This is a genomic window from Aquimarina mytili (assembly GCF_016735115.1).
Classification (GTDB): domain Bacteria; phylum Bacteroidota; class Bacteroidia; order Flavobacteriales; family Flavobacteriaceae; genus Aquimarina; species Aquimarina mytili.
This window is the reverse complement of sequence record NZ_JAERQJ010000005.1, coordinates 173,904-194,815: the sequence shown is the minus strand read 5'-3', so window position 1 is coordinate 194,815 and position 20,912 is coordinate 173,904. Positions and strand designations below refer to the sequence as shown.

22 protein-coding genes are annotated in these 20,912 nt (G+C 33.8%); 21 read left to right on the top strand and 1 reads right to left on the bottom strand.

The genetic code is table 11. The features are described from left to right. Positions 1-126 precede the first annotated feature (126 nt). From JJQ60_RS14075 to JJQ60_RS14065, 3 genes are all read left to right on the top strand, one after another. Positions 127-1,047 carry a DUF6427 family protein gene (locus tag JJQ60_RS14075; RefSeq protein WP_201921287.1) on the top strand — a complete coding sequence of 307 codons (921 nt, stop codon included), beginning with the start codon at positions 127-129 and terminating at the stop codon, positions 1,045-1,047. 124 nt (positions 1,048-1,171) lie between these two features. Continuing rightward, on the top strand, positions 1,172-1,780 hold the full coding sequence (locus tag JJQ60_RS14070) for a DUF4254 domain-containing protein (RefSeq protein ID WP_201921284.1): 609 nt from the start codon (positions 1,172-1,174) through the stop codon (positions 1,778-1,780). Further along, entirely contained in the window at positions 1,767-2,825 is a 1,059-nt protein-coding gene (locus JJQ60_RS14065) for a glycosyltransferase family 9 protein (RefSeq protein WP_317194013.1), read from the top strand. The genes JJQ60_RS14070 and JJQ60_RS14065 overlap by 14 nt, the downstream gene beginning before the upstream one ends. Positions 2,826-2,873: 48 nt before the next feature. On the opposite strand, the gene JJQ60_RS14060 is transcribed toward JJQ60_RS14065, so the two are convergent. Then, complete coding sequence (locus tag JJQ60_RS14060) at positions 2,874-3,926, bottom strand: ferredoxin--NADP reductase (protein WP_201921281.1); 1,053 nt, start codon at positions 3,924-3,926, stop codon at positions 2,874-2,876. Between the two features lie 232 nt (positions 3,927-4,158). On the opposite strand from JJQ60_RS14060, the gene porW reads away from it, so the two are divergent. The 18 genes from porW (at position 4,159) to JJQ60_RS13970 (ending at position 20,907) form a co-directional block, all read left to right on the top strand. Continuing rightward, positions 4,159-6,792 carry a type IX secretion system periplasmic lipoprotein PorW/SprE gene (gene porW, locus JJQ60_RS14055; protein WP_201921278.1) on the top strand — a complete coding sequence of 878 codons (2,634 nt, stop codon included), beginning with the start codon at positions 4,159-4,161 and terminating at the stop codon, positions 6,790-6,792. 27 nt (positions 6,793-6,819) lie between these two features. Further along, a complete protein-coding gene (locus JJQ60_RS14050) occupies positions 6,820-7,272 on the top strand; it encodes a bactofilin family protein (RefSeq protein WP_201921275.1) in 453 nt (150 codons plus the stop codon). Between the two features lie 224 nt (positions 7,273-7,496). Further along, entirely contained in the window at positions 7,497-7,730 is a 234-nt protein-coding gene (locus JJQ60_RS14045; RefSeq protein WP_201921272.1) for an AtpZ/AtpI family protein, read from the top strand. 43 nt (positions 7,731-7,773) lie between these two features. After that, entirely contained in the window at positions 7,774-8,151 is a 378-nt protein-coding gene (locus tag JJQ60_RS14040; protein ID WP_201921269.1) for a DUF6168 family protein, read from the top strand. 122 nt (positions 8,152-8,273) lie between these two features. Next, positions 8,274-9,353 carry a F0F1 ATP synthase subunit A gene (gene atpB, locus JJQ60_RS14035; RefSeq protein WP_201921267.1) on the top strand — a complete coding sequence of 360 codons (1,080 nt, stop codon included), beginning with the start codon at positions 8,274-8,276 and terminating at the stop codon, positions 9,351-9,353. 31 nt (positions 9,354-9,384) lie between these two features. After that, positions 9,385-9,579 (top strand): ATP synthase F0 subunit C, encoded by a 195-nt coding sequence (atpE, locus tag JJQ60_RS14030; RefSeq protein ID WP_201921264.1) that lies wholly within the window; start codon positions 9,385-9,387, stop codon positions 9,577-9,579. 90 nt (positions 9,580-9,669) lie between these two features. Beyond that, a complete protein-coding gene (locus JJQ60_RS14025; protein ID WP_201921261.1) occupies positions 9,670-10,170 on the top strand; it encodes a F0F1 ATP synthase subunit B in 501 nt (166 codons plus the stop codon). Between the two features lie 6 nt (positions 10,171-10,176). Then, positions 10,177-10,704, top strand: coding sequence for an ATP synthase F1 subunit delta (gene atpH / locus JJQ60_RS14020; protein WP_201921258.1), 528 nt, complete (start codon positions 10,177-10,179; stop codon positions 10,702-10,704). Positions 10,705-10,764: 60 nt separating this feature from the next. Beyond that, entirely contained in the window at positions 10,765-12,345 is a 1,581-nt protein-coding gene (atpA, locus tag JJQ60_RS14015; protein ID WP_201921255.1) for a F0F1 ATP synthase subunit alpha, read from the top strand. Between the two features lie 127 nt (positions 12,346-12,472). Then, on the top strand, positions 12,473-13,333 hold the full coding sequence (gene atpG / locus JJQ60_RS14010) for an ATP synthase F1 subunit gamma (RefSeq protein ID WP_201921253.1): 861 nt from the start codon (positions 12,473-12,475) through the stop codon (positions 13,331-13,333). Positions 13,334-13,460: 127 nt separating this feature from the next. Continuing rightward, positions 13,461-13,961 carry a hypothetical protein gene (locus JJQ60_RS14005; RefSeq protein ID WP_201921251.1) on the top strand — a complete coding sequence of 167 codons (501 nt, stop codon included), beginning with the start codon at positions 13,461-13,463 and terminating at the stop codon, positions 13,959-13,961. Between the two features lie 36 nt (positions 13,962-13,997). Continuing rightward, on the top strand, positions 13,998-14,468 hold the full coding sequence (locus JJQ60_RS14000; protein WP_201921249.1) for a hypothetical protein: 471 nt from the start codon (positions 13,998-14,000) through the stop codon (positions 14,466-14,468). A 61-nt stretch (positions 14,469-14,529) separates the two neighbouring features. After that, entirely contained in the window at positions 14,530-15,984 is a 1,455-nt protein-coding gene (locus tag JJQ60_RS13995) for a lipopolysaccharide biosynthesis protein (protein WP_201921247.1), read from the top strand. A gap of 30 nt (positions 15,985-16,014) precedes the next feature. Next, positions 16,015-16,449, top strand: coding sequence for a dUTP diphosphatase (dut, locus tag JJQ60_RS13990; RefSeq protein ID WP_201921243.1), 435 nt, complete (start codon positions 16,015-16,017; stop codon positions 16,447-16,449). Positions 16,450-16,478: 29 nt separating this feature from the next. Beyond that, positions 16,479-17,495 carry a sugar nucleotidyltransferase gene (locus tag JJQ60_RS13985; RefSeq protein ID WP_201921241.1) on the top strand — a complete coding sequence of 339 codons (1,017 nt, stop codon included), beginning with the start codon at positions 16,479-16,481 and terminating at the stop codon, positions 17,493-17,495. A gap of 32 nt (positions 17,496-17,527) precedes the next feature. Continuing rightward, positions 17,528-18,901 carry a tetratricopeptide repeat protein gene (locus JJQ60_RS13980; protein ID WP_201921238.1) on the top strand — a complete coding sequence of 458 codons (1,374 nt, stop codon included), beginning with the start codon at positions 17,528-17,530 and terminating at the stop codon, positions 18,899-18,901. Between the two features lie 6 nt (positions 18,902-18,907). Beyond that, complete coding sequence (locus JJQ60_RS13975; RefSeq protein WP_236669126.1) at positions 18,908-19,681, top strand: DUF4292 domain-containing protein; 774 nt, start codon at positions 18,908-18,910, stop codon at positions 19,679-19,681. Then, complete coding sequence (locus JJQ60_RS13970; RefSeq protein WP_201921234.1) at positions 19,678-20,907, top strand: murein hydrolase activator EnvC family protein; 1,230 nt, start codon at positions 19,678-19,680, stop codon at positions 20,905-20,907. The genes JJQ60_RS13975 and JJQ60_RS13970 overlap by 4 nt, the downstream gene beginning before the upstream one ends. Positions 20,908-20,912: the final 5 nt, after the last annotated feature.

The following is a 20,912-nucleotide window of genomic DNA, read 5'->3' as shown; positions in this document are numbered from 1 at the left end:
AATTCAAAAATATGATTGGGTTATAAAAAGCTTATAAAAGAGTCTAAAAACTTTTTATAAATTAGTTTAACAATTATCCAAAACAATATCATAATATTGTTTGACGCAAAAATATAAAAAATAGTAGTGTTATCAAGCTTTTTTAGTAAATCAAAACCCATTAATTACATTCTTGTAGCATTGTATATGCTTATCCTTCTCGGATTAGCACATTACAAAAATGGGTTTGTGGCAGAAATTAGCACTGTAATTCTGTTCTTAACATCAATTTTGTTATACATCTTACCCATGTTAATCCTTCATTTTACTGGCCAAAGAAATGATCTGACTAATAAAGGAACTCATACGATATTGCTATATGCTTTTCTAACAGGAATATTAGCGAATTCATTAATAAGCCTTCCTATTTTAATATCTAATGCATTTCTATTGTTAGCATTATGGAATGTACTACTCTTAAGAAACGAGAAGAATATAAAAGCTAAAATCTTTAATACTTCTATGTATATTGGTATCGCATCACTAGCAAATTTTTGGAGTATTGGTTTTTTAATACTCGTATTTTTTGCCATATTTTATTTTGAACCTAAGAATTATCGCAACTGGATTATTCCTTTTGTTGGGTTGCTAGTTGTGTGCTTGTTTGCGAACTGTTTTACATTACTTATGTACGACTCGTTTTTCAGTTTTTACGAATACATAGACCCTATTTCATTTTCATTTGATGGTTATTTAGAGAAAAATCAACTTTTTTCTGTGGGCATCCTATCTATTTGTATTTTATTTTTTACAGCTATCTTCATTATTAAATTTAACCGTAAACCTGCAAATATAAAACCGATATTACGACTTATAATTGTGTATTTAATTTTGGCTATTGGTATCGTTTTGATTTCACCTCAAAAAAACACTTCAGAATTATTTTTTATTGCAGCACCTCTAGCCATAATTGGAACTACTTATTTAGAAATGGAGTATCATCAATTTGCAAAAGAGATCAATATATGGGTGCTTCTTTTACTCCCTTTTACAACTTTGTTATTTTAAATTAGGGTGAATTTTGTCAAAAGTATGATCATATTTTTTATCCATATGGATCTTATCAGGATTTGCTAAATACTATTGCAAAATATAATACCTTTGTACCTCTTAGAAAAAAACAATAGCACATATGTTTACCGATAAAGCAAACACCATTTTTAAAGAAGTTATAGATAAGTATCATGTGATCGATAGTGTAGATCAGGAATTTTCGAACCCATATGATAGTAAATCACAAGCAATAGAACATTTATTATATCGCAAATGTTGGATTGATACTGTACAATGGCATTATGAAGACATTATAAGGGATCCCGAAATTGATCCGGTAGCGGCCTTAAAGCTAAAAAGACAAATAGACGCTTCAAATCAAGATCGAACCGATATGGTAGAGTACATAGATAGTTATTTTTTAGAGAAATATAAAGATGTTTCGCCAAAGTCAGATGCTACTATCAATACTGAAAGCCCAGCTTGGGGAGTAGACAGATTATCTATCTTGGCATTAAAAGTGTACCATATGCACCAAGAAACGGTGCGCGAAGGAGCATCAGAAAATCATAAAGAAACATGTCAGAAAAAACTAAATGTATTACTAGAGCAACAAGTAGATTTATCTACAGCGATTGATACTTTGTTAGGAGATATCGAAAGAGGTGATAAATACATGAAAGTATATAAACAAATGAAGATGTATAATGATGATGAATTAAACCCGGTACTACGTGGCGAAAAATAATATCGATAGACTCAAACAACCAGAAAAAAATATTCTGGTTGTTCGTCTTTCGGCAATGGGAGATGTTGCTATGACAGTTCCTGTATTGAGAGTGTTTAGAGAGACCTATCCTGATGTAAAATTAACGGTGCTTACCCGTAAATTTTTTGCACCCATGTTTTCAGGAATTAACAACCTACACGTATATCATGCTGATGTTGATGGAAGACATAAAGGGGTATTTGGACTGAGACGATTATCCAATGAACTTCATAAATCAGGGATTAATGCGGTAGCAGATTTACATAATGTATTAAGATCGAATATATTAAAGACGCTTCTATCACTAAACGGAATAAAAACAGTACAGATTGATAAAGGCAGAACAGAAAAGAAAGCACTTACACGATCACAAAACAAGATATTTGCCCAGCTTAAAAGCACACACCAGCGATATGCTGATGTTTTTGAAGCTTTAGGTTACCCCATAGATTTAAAAACACACACACATCCTAAAAAGCAATCGCTAACACCAAATATTCTTTCGTTAACGCAAGATTCTACCAAAAAATGGTTAGGAATTGCACCATTTGCTCAATATGAAAGTAAAACATACCCCTTGGAGTTAATGGTTGAGGTGATCGAGCAACTAGATAGGGGAGATCGGTTCGAAATTTTTCTTTTTGGAGGTGGAAAACGTGAAACAGATATTCTTAACAATATTAGTTGTAAATACAATAATGTAACCAATGTGTCGGGTAGGTTGCAGTTTGAAGATGAGCTAAAACTTATAGGCAATTTGGATGCTATGTTATCTATGGATAGCGGTAACGCCCATCTTGCTGCAATGTATGGAGTGCCAACAATTACATTATGGGGAGTAACGCACCCATATGCAGGATTTATGCCATTTGGACAACCTGTAGAAAATGCCATTTTACCTAATCTTGTTCAATATGACCAAATTCCCACTTCAATCTATGGAAATAAGTTCCCGGCGGGTTACGAAAAAGTAATGCATAGCATAAAACCTGAAACGGTGGTAGAGGCAATTAATAATTTATGATAGTCGTTGCCGCCTTCTGAGCGGAATTGAAGAATGTTCTTCTAGCGATTATACATCATCAAAATCAATAGTAATCGTTGTCGACGTGGGATGTGCTTGACATGCCAGGATTAATCCTTCGGCCAGTTCTCCATCAGTTAAAATGCTATTTTTTTCCATTACCGCAGAACCTTCGGTAACTTTACAGATACATGAGCTACAAACCCCTCCTTGACAAGAATAAGGAGCATCGATATCTTCTTCGAGAGCAGCATCCAAAATCGTCTTCTTTTGATCCATAACAAACATAAACTCTTCATCATCTACAAGTACTGTAATATTGGTTTTACCCTCTAAATCAGCATCAATTTCTACTTCTTCTGTGCTGCTTGTAAATAATTCAAAATGAATCATATCTTTTGCAATTCCATTATCAAGTAGAATATCGGTTACTGTATTAATCATATCCTCTGGGCCACACAGATAAAAGTTTCTAAAATCGGTATCCTTGAACTTGTTTTTTAATACGTAGTTCACTGTAGATTTTTCGATTCTTCCAAAATGCGCATTATCTTCTTGGCTTCTGCTATATATAAATTCAATGAACAGACGACCTGGATAATTTGACTGAAGTTCTAATAGTTCTGAACGAAATATGGTTTCATCAGGGGTTTTATTTCCATAGATTAACACAAAACGACTATTAGGCTCTTCTTCTAATACCGCTTTGATCATACTCATTATTGGAGTGATACCACTTCCGGCAGCAAAAGCTGCGTATGTATTACTAGATTCAGGGTTTGGTTTTAAAAGAAAATTACCTTCTGGAGGATGAACTTCTAAAACATCACCATTACTAAGCTTAGTATTGGCAATCACTGAAAATGTACCATTCTCCACTTCTTTTACAGCAACTTTTAAGGTGTTACTTTTAGGAGAGCTACAAATAGAGTATGCCCTCCGTACCTCTTTTTCATCAACTTTGGTTTTAATCGTAATATATTGACCCGGAATAAAAGAGTAGGTCTCCTTTAATTCTGTTGGCACTTCAAATTCTATTGAAACGGCCTTAGTGGTTTCTCTGATTATTTGTTTTATAGATAGTGTATGAAAATCAGGCATTATTTTTTTTTGGCAAAAATAATAAATGGAAGCACAGCAAATAGGTTTTAAGATAAAATTATTGTTTGTGAATCATAGAACATAAAGAATATTCTCTTTATACAGAAAAAAGGCATAACCACCGGTTTTTTAATGAAAGAAATGTATTTTTACGACGTACATCATATTTTTGTATACAATAAACACACTAAAACGAAAGTTTTTTAGTTATCACACTTATAAATTATCAGGTTTGGGAAGAAAAATATCACAAATCACGTTGGTATTGTTTTTGGCTGTTTTAGGATTTGCTTGCTCTCGGAAAAAGGACAAATTCGTTAATCGTGCTTGGCACGACGTTACTACAAAAAATAATACATTATATAATGGCCGGTTAGCTTTTGATCAGGGCCAGCAGGATATTATACAATCTTATAAAGACAACTTTTGGGAGTTGCTTCCGATCGAAAGAATGATTGTAAGTGAGGATGTAAGATTACCCAACGAGGTATTAAACCAAAACTTTGATAGAGCCGAAGAAAAATCAGTTAAAGCAATCCAGAAACACAGTATGCTTATCGATCAAAGGGAGCGCAATCCTAAAATCGATGAAGCATTTTTATTGCTCGGTAAATCGAGATACTTCGAACAACGATTTATCCCTGCCTTAGAAGCATTTAATTATATTCTTTATAAATACCCTACCAGTAATACGATTAACCATGCCAAAGTTTGGAGAGCTAAAACCAATCTTCGTCTGGATAATAATGAAAAAGCAATCGAGGATTTAACAAGAATGATTGAGCAAGAGTATATGAAACCCCAGGATTATGCTGATGCAGTAGCTATGATGGCTCAGGCATATATCAATCTTGAAAGAAAAGACTCTGCGGTTACTTATATCAACAAAGCGGCGGTTCATACTAAAAAATTTGAGGAAAAAGGACGTTATTTATATATAAAAGGACAATTGCTAAATCAATTAGGCTTTAAAGACAGTGCTAATTATGCTTTTGATCAGGTTATCGAATTAAACAGGAGAACTCCAAGACGTTATCTGATGAATGCTCATATGGCTAAGGCACGAAACTTCAATTACGAAAACGGAAATAAAGAGGAGTTTTTGGAGTTATTGTCAAAACTCGAAAAAAACAGAGAAAACAGACCTTTTCTGGATAAAATATACAATCAAAAAGCAGTTTATTTTAAAACATTAGACTCTATTGATCTGGCAGTAGAGTATTATAATAAATCGTTACGCACCAAATCTGAAGATAAGTATTTAGAATCTCTTAATTATTATACGCTGGGTGATATCAATTTTGACAGAAAAGAATACGCCACATCGGGGGCTTATTATGATAGTACTTTACAACGTATGATTGTAGATTCAAAACGATACAGAGTGCTAAAGAAAAAGCGTGACAATCTGGATGATGTAATTTTATACGAAGGTATAGCTAAGGTTAATGATAGTATCCTTACTCTTGTTGCCATGTCACCCGAAGAGAGATTGGCATATTATTCTGAATATACCGAAAAGATAAAAGCAAAGGCCATAGCAGCCGAAAAGGCAGCCGAAATTGCCAAAATAAAAGATCAGTTGCCGATAGAACAACGATTTAAACAACCTGGAGGCATAGTGCCTAAAGAACCGAATGCTGCAGCGGTATTTTATTTCTATAATCAAACTACTGTAGCGTACGGAAAAACAGCGTTTAAAAGAACGTACGGTAACAGAGAATTACAGGATAATTGGAGGATATCAAGTATTACTAATCCTAGTGCTGTTTCATCAGAAGAGCAAGAAGAAGTAAAAGAGTATTCTATTGATACAGATCCGGCTTTTGATCCACAGACCTACATTGCACAACTTCCTACAGATCAAAATGTTGTTGACAGTCTAAAAACTGATCGTAACTTTGCATATTACCAATTAGGTGTTATTTATAAAGAAAAATTCCAGGAGTATGGTTTGGCTGTAGATAAGTTAGAAAACTTATTGCAAAGCAACCCTGAAGAACGTTTGATTGTTCCAGCAAAGTATAATTTGTATAAAATTTACCAGGTTCAGAATGATGTTGCCAATTCAGATAAGTATAAACAAGATATTATTAATAATCATTCTTCATCAAGATATGCTAAGATTCTACAAAATCCAGGAGAAGCTTTAGAAGGTGATAAAGATAGTCCGGAAGCTCAATATAATTTGCTGTATAAAGATTTTCAAAACCAAAAATATGCTTCTGTAATCAAACGAAGCGATGAGCTTATTACAAAATTTGGAGGCGACGAAAACTTTTTACCAAAATTCGAATTATTAAAGGCTCAAGCAATAGGTCGTTACAGGGGTTTTGAGGCATATAAAGAAGCACTTAATTATGTTTCCCTTAATTACCCTCAAAGTCCTGAAGGTAAAAAAGCACAGATCATGTATCGGGTTACGATACCACAGATAGAAAACAGTACATTCAAAGAGGGAGTAGACGAATTACAGAATCACAAATTGATTTATACGTTTTCTACATTAGGTAAAAATCAAGCGCAAGGGCTTAAAGAGCATCTGGAGAATATTATCAAAGAACTTCGATATGAAAAAATGAAAGTTTCTTTAGATGTGTATACTAAAGATCAACAGTTTGTAGTTGTACATACAAAAAGAAATAGATTAGGAGCCGAAGGTTTTGCAGAATTGTTGTCTTTGGGTAAAACTGAAGATACCCGAGGCGTTGACCTAACCAAATGGAACAGAAGAAAGAAATATTACGAAAAAGTTGATGCAGAACATTTTACAATAGCATCGCCTAACTATAGGATTCTTCAGATTCATAAAACACTGGAGGATTATAAAGAGTATAAACAACCAGAAGAAGAATCAGGACAATAAATAATAACTTAAACCCCCTTATATATTATGTTTTCAGATAACAAAAAAGGAAGAGACCAGGGTATGACCGATTTCTCACGCAATCAAAACAAAATTTCCGAAGGAACTAAAATCGTTGGTGATATTATTTCTGAAGGAGGTTTTAGAATAGAAGGAACCATCGAAGGAACGTTTAAAACAACGGGCAAAGTAGTTGTTGGATCATCAGGCTTCATAAAAGGAACATTAGAGTGTTCTGATGCTGATTTTGAAGGCAAATTTTCAGGAACTCTTAACGTATCAAATACACTATCGTTAAAACCAACAGCACACATAGAAGGAGAAGTAACAGTTGGTAAACTGGCCGTAGAGCCAGGAGCAAACTTTAATGCATCATGTAATATGAAAGGTGGTGTAAAATCTCTGGGTAAATCAAGCGATCAAAAACCTGGACAACCACAATCAGGAGCTTCAGCGCAAGGACAGGGCAAATCGGCTTAAAAAGACTGAATTCGGTCTTTTAATGCTTTTTATTGATCTAAGTAGCTTATGTTTCAATGCACATAAGTGGATGAATATGCAACGAAAGTCAGTTACAATCTATTAATGTGCTGGTGCTGGTCGTGATATTGTTTGCAGAACTTGGAAAAAAATAAGGAGAAATTTTTCTTTGTTTATGAATTTTGATGCGTCAGGGATATCATTTTTTGGCCATAATATTGGAAATGGAAAAGGAGAAAAATTCAAATAAAAACCAGCTTAGAAGGTTTGCTATTCTTACAGGTATAGCTTTCGAAATGGGAGCTATAATTTTTTCATTTGCGTATATAGGAGAGAAACTGGATACGTACTATGAATTAACTGATAAGTGGTTTACTATTTTTTTTGTTCTATTAGGGGTGGCAACATCTCTATATCTAGTTATCAAACAACTTAATAAAATCAATAAGTCTAATTGATTTTGGAGTATAATTTATTTCCTTTGCAGAATATTTTAATAGTATGCTTCAAAAAGTAGTTAAGTTTGTTGTTCCTTTTGCCATTATAGTTCTTGGAAGTTATTTTATTCAAATAATGATTACTAATCGTTATTTTTTGAATGCTAATTCAGATGTTATTCGATTATCTTATCTGTTTAATGCCGTGTTCACTTTACTTTTTATTTCTACAATAATCTTTCTTAGTAAAAAGTATAAAGACCAAATAGGTTTTATTTTTCTGGCAGGAAGTTTTATAAAAACAGGGGCTTTCTTTATTGTTCTTAGACTTAACGAAATCGAAATCAATAAAAATGCATTTCTTGATTTCTTTATTCCCTACATAATCTGTTTAATTCTTGAGGTTTATTATATTTCTAAAATATTAAGATCAATTAAATAGTTGATTTACAGCGTATTTTGTCTTTTTGGCACGATCTAAACTTATTTAACTAAAATAGTTTAAGAATCTAACTTAATTATGTACATTTGCACGGAAATTTAGGAACCGAAATTCTATACGTAATGCAAAAACGTAATGTAGTTAAAATTTTATTGATTTTTACCCTGGTTTTTACCGCAACTAATCTATTTGCCAAAGAACCTGAAAAAGGAGAGAATGGTGGCAAAGTTGATACAAAATCTGAAATCGATGCGTATATAGAACATCACCTTCAGGATTCTCATGATTTTACACTTTGGTCTGATGGAGAAACAGGTTCTCATGTTGGATTTCCTCTTCCAGTAATTTTATGGGATAATGGATTAAAAATATTTCCTTCTTCTAAATTTCATCATGGAGAAACTGTGGCAGAAGTTGGAGGAAACTTCTATAAGCTCGACCATGGAAAAATATACAAGACTGATGCTGAGGGTACGATTAATTATGACGAGCATCATCATGCAACAAATGCAAAGCCGTTAGATTTTTCTATTACCAAAAATGTGGTTACTATGCTTCTAGTGGGAGTGTTGATGCTGCTTATGTTTGGAGGTCTTGCAAAATCATACAAAAAGGGTGCCTTACCAACAGGGTTTGGTAGGGTTTTAGAGCCACTTGTAATTTATGTTAGAGATGAAATAGCGATTCCAAATATTGGTAAAGAAAAGCACAGAAAATTTATGGGCTTCTTGCTTACTGTATTTTTCTTTATTTGGATCTTAAACTTATTGGGGATGACTCCACTTGGAGTTAATGTTACAGGAAACATCGCCATAACAGTTTGCTTAGCATTGTTTACATATTTTATTACTCAGTTTAGTGCAAACAAAGAGTATTGGAAGCATATTTTCTGGATGCCGGGTGTTCCTGTAATTATGAAAATTGTTTTAATGCCTATTGAGATTTTAGGTACGTTAACAAAACCTTTTGCACTATTGATTCGTCTTTTTGCAAATATTACTGCGGGTCACGTAGTAATTATGAGCTTAATCGCATTAATTTTTACAGCACAAAACGTATATGTAATGACTCCGATTTCATTACTATTAACAATATTTATATCAGTGATAGAACTTTTAGTAGCCTTTTTACAGGCATTCATCTTTACGATGTTGTCTGCTTTGTTTATAGGTCTTGCAGTTCAGGATCACGATCATCATTAATAACAATTGTTTAATTTTTAATACTTTTTTTATGGAAATTCCAGGTTTAGTAGGTGCAGGTTTGATTGTAATCGGAGCAGGTATCGGTTTAGGAAAAATCGGTGGATCAGCAATGGAAGCAATCGCTCGTCAGCCAGAAGCTACAGGTAAGATTCAAACTGCGATGATTATTATCGCGGCACTTTTAGAAGGTTTAGCATTCGCTGCTTTAATCCTTGGAAAGTAAAAATTTCAAATTACTACCTGCAACGGTTGGTTGTAGGTAGTAATAATTTGACAATTAAAGATTAGACAAAAACAAATAAGCATATAAGAAATGGATAAATTAATTAATGATTTTTCATTCGGACTATTTTTCTGGCAAGCATTAATACTTTTAGTATTACTATTTTTATTAAGAAAGTATGCTTGGAAACCTATTCTTGATTCTTTGAACAATCGCGAAGAGGGAATTAAAGATGCATTAGAGTCTGCAGAAGCAGCTAGAAAAGAAATGCAAAACCTTCAAGCAGATAATGAGCGTATCTTAAATGAAGCAAGAGCAGAGCGTGATGGTATGCTAAAAGAAGCAAGACAGCTTAAAGAAAACATGATCGCTGATGCAAAAGCCGAGGCTCAAACCGAAGCTGATAAAATTGTTGCTCAAGCACAAGCTACTATCGCTAGTGAGAAAAAAGCAGCAATTGCAGATCTAAAAAGTCAAGTAGCTGGACTTTCTGTAGAAATTGCAGAAAAAGTAGTACGAAATGAATTAGCCGACAAAAAGAAACAATTAGAATTAGTTGATTCTATGTTGGGAGATGTTACTTTAAACTAATCATAGATGAGTAGAGCAGCAATACGTTATGCAAAAGCAGTTTTGAGTTTAGCTCAGGATAAGAAAGCTACCGAAGATGTTCAGAAAGATATGCAAAGTATTATCGCTACTGTTGATGATAGTGCTGAGCTCAGAATGGTGTTAAACAGCCCATTGATTAAAAGTGAAGTGAAATTAGCTTCACTTCGTGAGATCTTTAAAAATGTTGGAGAGATTACTCAAAAATTGTTTGAAACATTAATTCAGAATAAAAGAGTTGACTTATTAGCAGATGCAGCTAAGCAATACATTGTTTTATTTGATCAATTAAATAATACTCAAGTAGCAAAAGTAACTACAGCCGTACCTTTAGATAAGGCATTAAGCACAAAAGTACTAGCAAAAGTTAAAGAGCTAACTGGTAACGAAGCAACTATAGAAAATATAGTAGACGAAAGCATTATCGGAGGATTTATCCTTAGAGTTGGAGACTTGCAATACAATGCAAGTATAGCGAATAAGCTTACAAGTTTAAAAAGAGAATTAAGTAATTAAAATATAAATTTAATAATAAGGGAATGAGGCTGTAATCTCATTCTTCTAAATTAATATAAAATGGCAGAAGTGAATCCTGCTGAAGTATCAGCAATATTAAAACAACAATTATCTGGTTTTGAAGCATCAGCTTCATTAGAAGAGGTAGGGACTGTATTACAAGTGGGTGACGGTATCGCACGTGTATACGGATTGTCTAATGCTCAATACGGAGAATTAGTACAGTTCGAATCTGGTTTAGAAGGTATCGTACTTAACCTTGAAGAAGATAATGTTGGGGTAGTACTTTTAGGTTCTTCAACAGAAGTAAAAGAGGGTGCAACAGTGAAACGTACACAACGTATTGCATCTATCAATGTTGGAGAAGGAATCGTAGGTCGTGTAGTTGACACACTAGGTAATCCTATCGATGGTAAAGGGCCTATCGAAGGTGAAACTTTTGAAATGCCATTAGAGCGTAAAGCTCCTGGGGTAGTTTTCCGTCAACCGGTAAATGAACCACTACAAACAGGGATCAAGTCTATTGATGCTATGGTGCCGATCGGTAGAGGGCAGCGTGAGCTAGTAATTGGTGACCGTCAGACTGGTAAAACAACAGTTTGTATCGATACGATCCTTAATCAAAAAGAATTTTATGATGCTGGTGAACCGGTATACTGTATCTATGTTGCTATTGGTCAAAAAGCATCTACAGTGGCTGGTATTGCAAAAGTATTAGAAGATAAAGGTGCATTGGCTTATACGACTATCGTAGCGGCTAACGCTTCTGATCCTGCTCCAATGCAGGTATATGCTCCATTTGCTGGTGCAGCAATTGGTGAGTATTTTAGAGATACAGGTCGCCCTGCTTTAATCATTTATGATGATTTATCTAAGCAAGCGGTAGCATATCGTGAGGTATCATTATTATTACGTCGTCCACCAGGTCGTGAAGCATATCCTGGAGATGTATTCTACCTTCACTCAAGATTATTAGAACGTTCTGCAAAAGTTATCGCTGATGATAGTATTGCAAAGGATATGAATGACCTTCCCGATTCTTTAAAAGACAAAGTAAAAGGAGGAGGATCATTAACTGCACTACCAATTATCGAAACACAAGCAGGTGACGTATCAGCATATATCCCAACAAATGTAATTTCGATTACAGATGGTCAGATATTCTTAACTTCAGATTTATTTAACTCTGGTGTTCGTCCGGCAATTAACGTAGGTATCTCAGTATCTCGTGTAGGTGGATCGGCACAGATTAAATCAATGAAGAAAGTAGCAGGTACGTTAAAACTTGATCAGGCGCAGTTCCGTGAACTAGAAGCATTTGCTAAGTTTGGTTCTGACCTTGATGCGGCTACCTTAAATGTAATCGAAAAAGGTAAGCGTAATGTTGAGATTCTTAAACAAGCACAAAATGATCCTTATACTGTAGAAGATCAAATCGCGATCATCTATGCAGGTTCTAAAAACTTGTTAAGAGACGTTCCTGTAAACAAAGTAAAAGAGTTTGAAAGCGATTATATAGAATATCTTAATGCGAAGCATAGAGATACACTAGATACGCTTAAAGCTGGAAAACTTACAGACGAAGTAACCGATGTGTTATTATCTGCTTGTAAAGAGATTTCAGCGAAGTATAAAAATTAGTATTGAGTACAGAGTATCGAGGGATTAGAATTTTGATACACTGTACTTTATTAAGTTTAATATTAGAAAAGTATTGATTTAGAAGGTGGCTAACTACTAACTACTCAATACTCAATATTTAACAACAATGGCGAATTTAAAAGAATTACGTAATAGAATTACCTCTGTATCTTCAACGATGCAAATTACCAGTGCCATGAAAATGGTATCGGCTGCAAAGTTAAATAAGGCACAGCAGGCAATTACTGCGATGCGTCCATATGCAGATAAACTTACTGAGTTATTGCAAAGTTTGAGTGCTTCCTTAGAAGGAGATAGTGCTAGTGTATTTGCAGAAGAGCGCGAAGTAAACAAAGTTTTAGTAGTAGCAATTGCTTCAAACCGTGGTTTGGCTGGTGCTTTTAATAACAACATCGTTAAAGGTGTTAGGGGATTATACGAAAACGAATACGCTGGTAAACAGGTAGATTTTGTGACCATTGGTAAAAAAGTTAATGATGTAGTTTCTAAAACACATACAGTAATTGCCAATAAAAGTGACCTATTTGATGATCTTACTTTTGCCAATGTAGCGGCTATTGCAGAAGAATTAATGGAGCAATTTACGTCTGGTTCTTATGATAAAATTGTAATCGTCTACAATAAGTTTAGAAATGCGGCATCACAAGATGTAACTATAGAGCAGTTTTTACCAATTGTTCCTGTAGAAAATGCAACGGCAACTAATGTAGATTACATTTTTGAGCCATCAAAAGAGGAGATTGTAGAGCAATTGATCCCTAAGTCACTTAAGACTCAATTGTACAAAGCAATACGCGATTCTTTTGCATCAGAGCATGGAGCACGTATGACAGCAATGCATAAAGCAACCGATAATGCAACCGAGCTTAGAGATTCGCTTAAGTTATCATATAACAAAGCGAGACAAGCGGCGATTACAAATGAAATTCTTGAAATCGTAGGTGGAGCAGAAGCATTGAATAGTTAGAATACATAATTATCTATTATAAAAAAAGCCTCATAAGTATCTTATGAGGCTTTTTCTTGTTAATATGCGAACTTACTTATCTTTGGCATTAGTTTTGAACCTTAATAAAAGAGATAAACTTTAGAATATGATAAATTTTAAAAACATAGTTGGTAAAATAGCTATTTCTCTGGCAGCACTACCTTTGTTTACACAATGTGCCAGTAGTCAGAACGTAGATGAAGTCGTTTCAATCACAATAGAAAATGCATATTTTCAAAAATGGGCGGCAGGACGCGAAGAAGCTGGTTCGGGTTTTACCATATATCTTCCCATCAAAAAAAACGAAGATATTGTAGTTAACTATGTGTATTTTAAAGGAAAAAAGGTAAAATTAAAGCCTAACAACGAAGCAATTTATGTTGGCCGATACACATATCCTGCCAAAAGGAAGAGTTTAGTTATGAGTGCTGATTCAAAAGAAGAATTTGGAAATTCGGCACCAATTGTCGAAGAAAAAATCCCATTTAAATTAACCGGAAATGAGTGTATTGTAGTGTTTACTAAAGGTAATAAAGAAGACTATTTTAAGATAGATAATCTGGCAGAAAAACCAATGATCGCGATGCCTATGCGAAATAAGCAATAGACAATATTTAATATCTTCATCTAATATATGCTGCGTATGATAAGATTTTTCTTAATTAACCTTGTATCTCTTTTCTTTTTCTTAATGGCCTGTAGTAATAATACTAAATCGGGTGCATTAATCGATGATGCAGATTTTAAAATCACTCAAAAATTTGATTATAAAAATCCTCATTTTGATGATGAGCAGCCAGGTCCGGTTTTTAATACTACCTATATAGACGACCCACAAATCAAAACCCTAGGGGATCTTAATCGTTATTATCCTTTACAACACAATTTAGAACCCACAGATTTTGAAGCTCCATATTATTCTAAAAACCTATTTTATAAAGTTGCAATACTTTCAGACAGCATAAAAATTCCTGTTATAACAGATAATGATGGATTAATTTATGATTTTTTAATTGAAGATGGTTGGTTAACAGCAAATACGTTAGTTATTAAAACAAGTCAGGGTAAAAAAGAATATATATACCCAACTCTTGAGATAGAAAAAAGGCAATAACCTGCTTTAGCAATTTCCGACATAAAAAATTGTATTTTTATCCACACAATTATTTCATCCATTGAGCATATTTCAGAAATTATTTAAACAAACTTTTATTTACGGACTAGCAACAGTACTTCCTAGAATGTTGTCTTTTCTATTGGTAATTGTGCATACTAAATATCTCGATGGCCCCATATCATTTGGTCGTGTTACCATTTTATTTTCGTGGATGGTGGTTTTTAACGTGGTACTAGCTTATGGAATGGAGACCTCCTTTTTTAGATTTTGGAATATAAATAGTTATAAGAAAAAGGTGACAAGTACTGCATCTATTTCTATAGCAGTAACTACCTTACTTTTTGTGATCACCTCAGTTTTTTCGCAAGACATTATAGCGTCACTTTTAGGTATTGATAAAGAATTTTTAATATATGTAATATTGATTCTGGCATTAGATGCCCTGGTTATTATTCCTTTTGCAAGTTTGCGTGCTCAAGAAAGGCCAATCCGTTATTCGGTAATTAAGATTAGCAATGTTGTTATCAATGTTACCTTCAATATCTTCTTTCTTATATTCTTGCCAAACCTTTCAGAGAAAGTAGAAATGTTGAAAGGCATCTACATAGAAGATTTTCAAATTCAGTATATCTTAATAGCTAACATACTCGCCAGTGGATTTACGCTATTAGTAATGCTTCCTTTTTATTTTAAGGTTAAGTATGAGTTTGATAAAGAGCTTTGGAGCAGAATGATTGGTTACGGAACCCCCATATTGATTTCAGGTGTTGCATTTGCAATTAATGAAAGTTTTGATAAAATCCTATTAGAAGCAATTTTGGGTCCGAAACAAGGATTGTTTGATTCTGGAGCCTATGCTGCATGTTATAAGCTGGCTTTATTTATGACGTTATTCGCTACGGCATTTAGGATGGGGATCGAACCTTTCTTTTTTAGTCATGCTAAAGAAAAAAATGCACCAGTAACCTATGCTACGATAACTAAATATTTTGTGATTTTTGGATCTTTTATCTTGATCGTTATTGTTACGTTTTCAGATATACTCAAACAATTCATGATTCGAAAGCCCGAATATTGGGAAGCTATGATCGTAGTTCCTATAATTCTACTTGCAAATTTTTGTTTAGGGATTTATCATAACCTATCCGTTTGGTACAAAATTACCGATAGGACCAAATTTGGAGCTTACATTTCGGTTATAGGGGCCATAATTACACTTGTACTTAATTTTGCGTTAATTCCGAAATATAGCTATGTCGGATCAGCAATCGCTACTTTGGCTGCATATGGTTCAATGATGCTATTATCATGGTATTTTGGAAGAAAATATTATCCTATTCCATATAACCTCAAAAAGATAGGGGCATACCTTGTACTATCAGTTGGTTTTTCGATCGTGTCTTTTTATGTGTTCGATAGTAATTATTTGATTTCTATCCCGTTGTTACTACTGTTTTTAGTAATTTTGTACGCCGCCGAAAAGAAGGAATTAAGTCGAATATTAAAAAAATAAACACTCACAAAATCAAGTGTTATTCTAAATATGCAAATTAAAATTATCAATAGATCTACACATGATCTCCCACATTACGAAACAATTGCTTCTGCAGGAATGGACCTGAGAGCTAATATTTCAGATCCCATTACTTTAAAACCTTTAGAGAGGACAATTATCAAAACAGGCTTGTTTATAGAGTTGCCAGTTGGTTATGAAGCCCAAGTTAGACCGCGAAGTGGCTTAGCAGCAAAAAAAGGAATTACCGTGCTTAATGCTCCTGGAACTATTGATGCAGATTATCGAGGTGAGGTAGGAGTAATTTTAGTAAATCTATCTAATGAAGATTTTGTAATCGAAAACGGGGAGCGAGTTGCACAAATGGTTATAGCCAAGCATGAACGTGCAGAATGGATAGAAGTAGCAGAATTGTCCGAAACATCAAGAGGCGAAGGAGGATTTGGAAGTACTGGAGTGAAATAAGATAACAACACAAAAACCAACAAAACTATATGAAAATTATTGTACCTATGGCAGGAAGAGGATCTAGACTTAGACCTCATACGCTTACAGTTCCTAAACCATTAATACCAGTAGCCGGTAAACCTATTGTACACCGATTAGTATCTGATATTGCTAAGGTTTTAGGAGAACCTATTGATGAAATAGCCTTTATTTTAGGAGATCCTGCTTTTTTTGGAGATGATGTAGTTTCTAGTTTAACCGAATTGGCCGAAGGCTTGGGAGCAAAGGCATCGATTTATAGACAAGATCGACCATTAGGTACAGGTCACGCAATTATGTCTGCAAAAGAATCATTATCTGGACCTGCAGTGATTGCCTATGCAGATACCTTAATTAGAGCAGATTTTAATTTAGATAAAGAAGCAGATTCTGTTATTTGGGTAAAACAAGTAGACCAACCAGAAGCATATGGAGTAGTAAAACTTAACGACAAAAATGAAATAGTAGAACTGGTAGAAAAGCCACAAGAATTTGTATCAGATCTTGCCGTGATAGGAATCTATTATTTTAAAGATGTTGGAGTGCTTAAAAACGAACTTCAATATGTATTGGATAATAACATCATTAATGGAGGAGAATACCAAATTAATGACGGAATTAAAAGAATGATGGCAAGTGGCAAAGTTTTTGTTACAGGAAAAGTAGATGAATGGATGGATTGTGGAAACAAAAATGTGACTGTAGAGACGAATTCTAGGATGCTAGGTTTTTTGCAAAAAGATGGCGAAAAATTGGTTAGCGAAACAGTAACCCAGGACAACACAACAATAATTCCGCCTTGTTACATTGGAGAAGGGGTAACGCTACGTAATACAACTATAGGTCCTAATGTTTCTGTTGGAAATGGATGTACTATTGAGGACTCAACTATTAAAAATAGCCTGATACAGACCCAAACTGTCATAAAAAATGCTAACTTACACAATGCTATGATTGGGAACAATGCCATCTACGATGGAAAGTTTAAAACAGTAAGTATAGGAGACTATTCTGTTTTAGAATAATTTGTGATGTAGGAATAACTTCGTAGAGTTTTATGATTAAGTATCGGAAACATATATACCTTTTATGTCTATTTCTTGTAATAGGAAGCCGTATTTCTTTTTCTCAAGAAATAGAACCTAAGCAAGAGGTAAATATTGATGATTTAGGAAATGTTTCTGACGAATTTCAGGAAAACTTTTTTGAAGCGCTAAAACAAAAAGCAATCACAAATCATGATAAAGCCATTGAGGCTTTAGAAAAATGTGTTGCAATAGATCCAAAACCTAATTTTCTATATTTAGAATTAGGAAAAAACTATCTAGAACTCAAATTATACGAACGGGCAGAGCAAAACTTTAATAAGGTACGCAAAGAAAAACCAAATGATAGGCATGTTTTAGAACTACTGTTTGAATGCTATTTTAAACAGCAAAAATATAAAGAGTCAATAGAAATAGTTGAAAAACTAGTTCGCTATAATTCTATGTTTAAAGAGCAACTGGCTAATTTATATTTTCATGAAAAACGATATGATGATGCTTTGACGGTTATAGATGAATTAAATGAAGAACTTGGTGTTGATGAGTACCGTATACAATTACGAAAAAAGATCTCTGCAAAAATTACGGATCCCAACAATCAAATTTCTCGATTAGAAAACAGTATCAAAGAAAAACCTAAAGTAGAACAAAACTATCTTAATTTAATCTACCTCTATAGCAAGGATAATCAAAAAAACAAGGCATATCAGGTTGCACAACGATTATTGGAAAAGAAACCAAAATCAGAACTGGTACACCTGGCACTATATAAGTTTTATCTTGAAGATAACAAGACCGATGAAGCAATTCGTTCTATGAAAATTGCCTTAAAAAGCGAAAAAATAGACATCGAATCTAAATATAAAGTTATCCACGATTTTTTGCTATTTCTGGATAATAACCCACAGTACGAATCTCAACTAACAGATATTATTACTGTTCTATCTACAGGAAGTAATAATACAAAAGTACTTACAGAGCTTGGGCATTACTATTACAAAAAAGATCAAAAAGAATTAGCGCTTAATTTTTACGAACGTGGTATTAAAAGTAGTGCCAATGATTTTTCATTACTGAAAAGAATTCTTCTTTTGCAATTAGATTTGAAACGATATGATAAAGCCGAAATAGGTAGCAAATTAGCATTAGAAATGTACCCGGCACAACCTATCTTCTATTTAATCAATGGAGTATCGTTAATTAATTTAGAAAGATCACAAGAAGCCATAGAAACACTTACTCTTGGTATAGATTATGTGATAGATGACCTAAAAATGGAATCCGACTTTTATTCACAAATTAGTGAAGCCTATCAAAAACTAGGTAATGTTGAAAAAGCTACAGAATATAAAGAAAAGGTCGTGCAACTTCAGAAAAAATCATAAGGGTTAATGAACAGAATATTGTATTTACTATGTTTTATAATGGTTCTAAGTTCTTGTAAAGGAACCAAAGCTGTTAGCGAATCTGGAATCAAAAAACTAAACGCAGAAAAAATCATTGCTAATCATTATAATCGAGCTTTCAATTTTGAAACCCTTAATGCCAAAATAAAAGTAAGATATGATGATGGAAAAAAATCCTTTAGCCCAAATGCTACCCTTCGATTTGAAAAAGATAAAACCATTTGGATTAGTGTAAAAATGCTTGGGATTACCCTTGCAAAAGTATTAATTACTCCAGAAAAAGTAAGCTACTACGAAAAAATCAATAACACTTATTTTGATGGTGATTTTAAAATGCTAAGCGATTGGCTGGGTACTGATGATCTTGATTTTGATAAGGTACAACAGTTGTTATTGGGCCAAGCATTATTTAACCTAAGAGATGATAAATACAAGGCATTAATTACAAATAAGAGCTATCAACTTCGACCAAAAACAGAGCTAGCTTTATTTGAACGCTTATTTTTAATACATCCAGATAGTTTTAAAATAGCGTCTCAACAATTAAAACAGCCCATAGATAATAGAATATTAACGATCAATTACCAGAGTTATCAAAAAGTGGGTAATCAAGAGTTTCCTAAAGAGATTTATATTGAAGCATTGCAAGGAAAGGATAAAACCATGATAGGTATAGATTATAAACAAGTTGATTACAATGCTACGGTAAGTTTTCCGTTTAAAATACCATCAGGATATAAGGAAGTGACTATTCAATGAGAACATTACAGTTTACATATTTAATTGGTTTATTGTTGATTTGTACTTCTTCTTTTGCTCAAAGTGTTAAACAACAACAATTAGAAGAAGAAAGACAGCGGCTTAGGCAAGAAATAGAGCAAATGAAACAATTAAGAGCGGATAATAAGCTCAAAGAACGTTCTGTACTTGACGAAGTTGAAGCGATTAATTCACAAATCAGTACACGTCAAAACCTTATAAAAATTACAAATCAACAAGCTAATTTACTTACCAGAGAGATCAATACGAATCTCAAAAAAATCGATGTATATCGTAAAGAGCTTAAAGTTCTTAGAGAGGATTATGCCCGAATGATCAAAAAATCATATAAGAGTAAATCACACCAGAGTAGGATTATGTTTTTGCTCTCATCATCAAATTTTGCGCAGGCCTACAAGCGATTGCAATATATGAAGCAGTATAATGAACATCGCAAAGAACAAGCAATCAGAATAGAGAGCAATACTCAAGAGCTTCAGAAATTAAACAGAAATTTATCAACGCAAAAAGAAGATAAAGAGTCCTTAATTGCAGAAAATCGAGAAGCACAACAAAAACTTCAAGAAGAAAAGAAGGAACAGCAAGTTTTAATGGCCTCTATTCGCAAAAAACAAGGAAAGTATACCAAGCAAATAAAAGAAAAAGAAAAGCAGGCTAATGCTATCGATAAGGCTATAGAGAAGCTAATTAGAGAAGCTATAGCCAAGGCAAATAAGAAAGCAGGTAAAAAAGTAACTAAAAAGGGATCTGCCACGACTTTTGCATTAACTGCAGAAGCCAAGGTATTGGCAGATAATTTTACATCTAACAAAGGAAAACTACCTTGGCCTGTGGGTACAGGTAGATTGACTAAAAAATTTGGTCGCCAGCCACATCCAACATTACCTAACATACAAATCAATAGTAGCGGTGTAGAAATCGAAACAAGAAAGGGAGAAAAAGCCAGGGCAATTTTTGAAGGCGAGGTGATAGCAATCCAAAAACTAAAAGGTGCAAGTCGCCTCGTACAGATCAGACATGGTAATTATATCACAACATACTATAATATCGAAAATATCTCTGTTAAAGAAGGACAAAAAGTAACGACCAAACAATCTATTGGACAAGTTCGTACAAACCCCACTACAGGAAGAGCAATCATGAAGTTCTTGATTTACCAAAATGCCAAACGATTAAACCCTCAAAGTTGGATTTATAGAATGTAATTTAT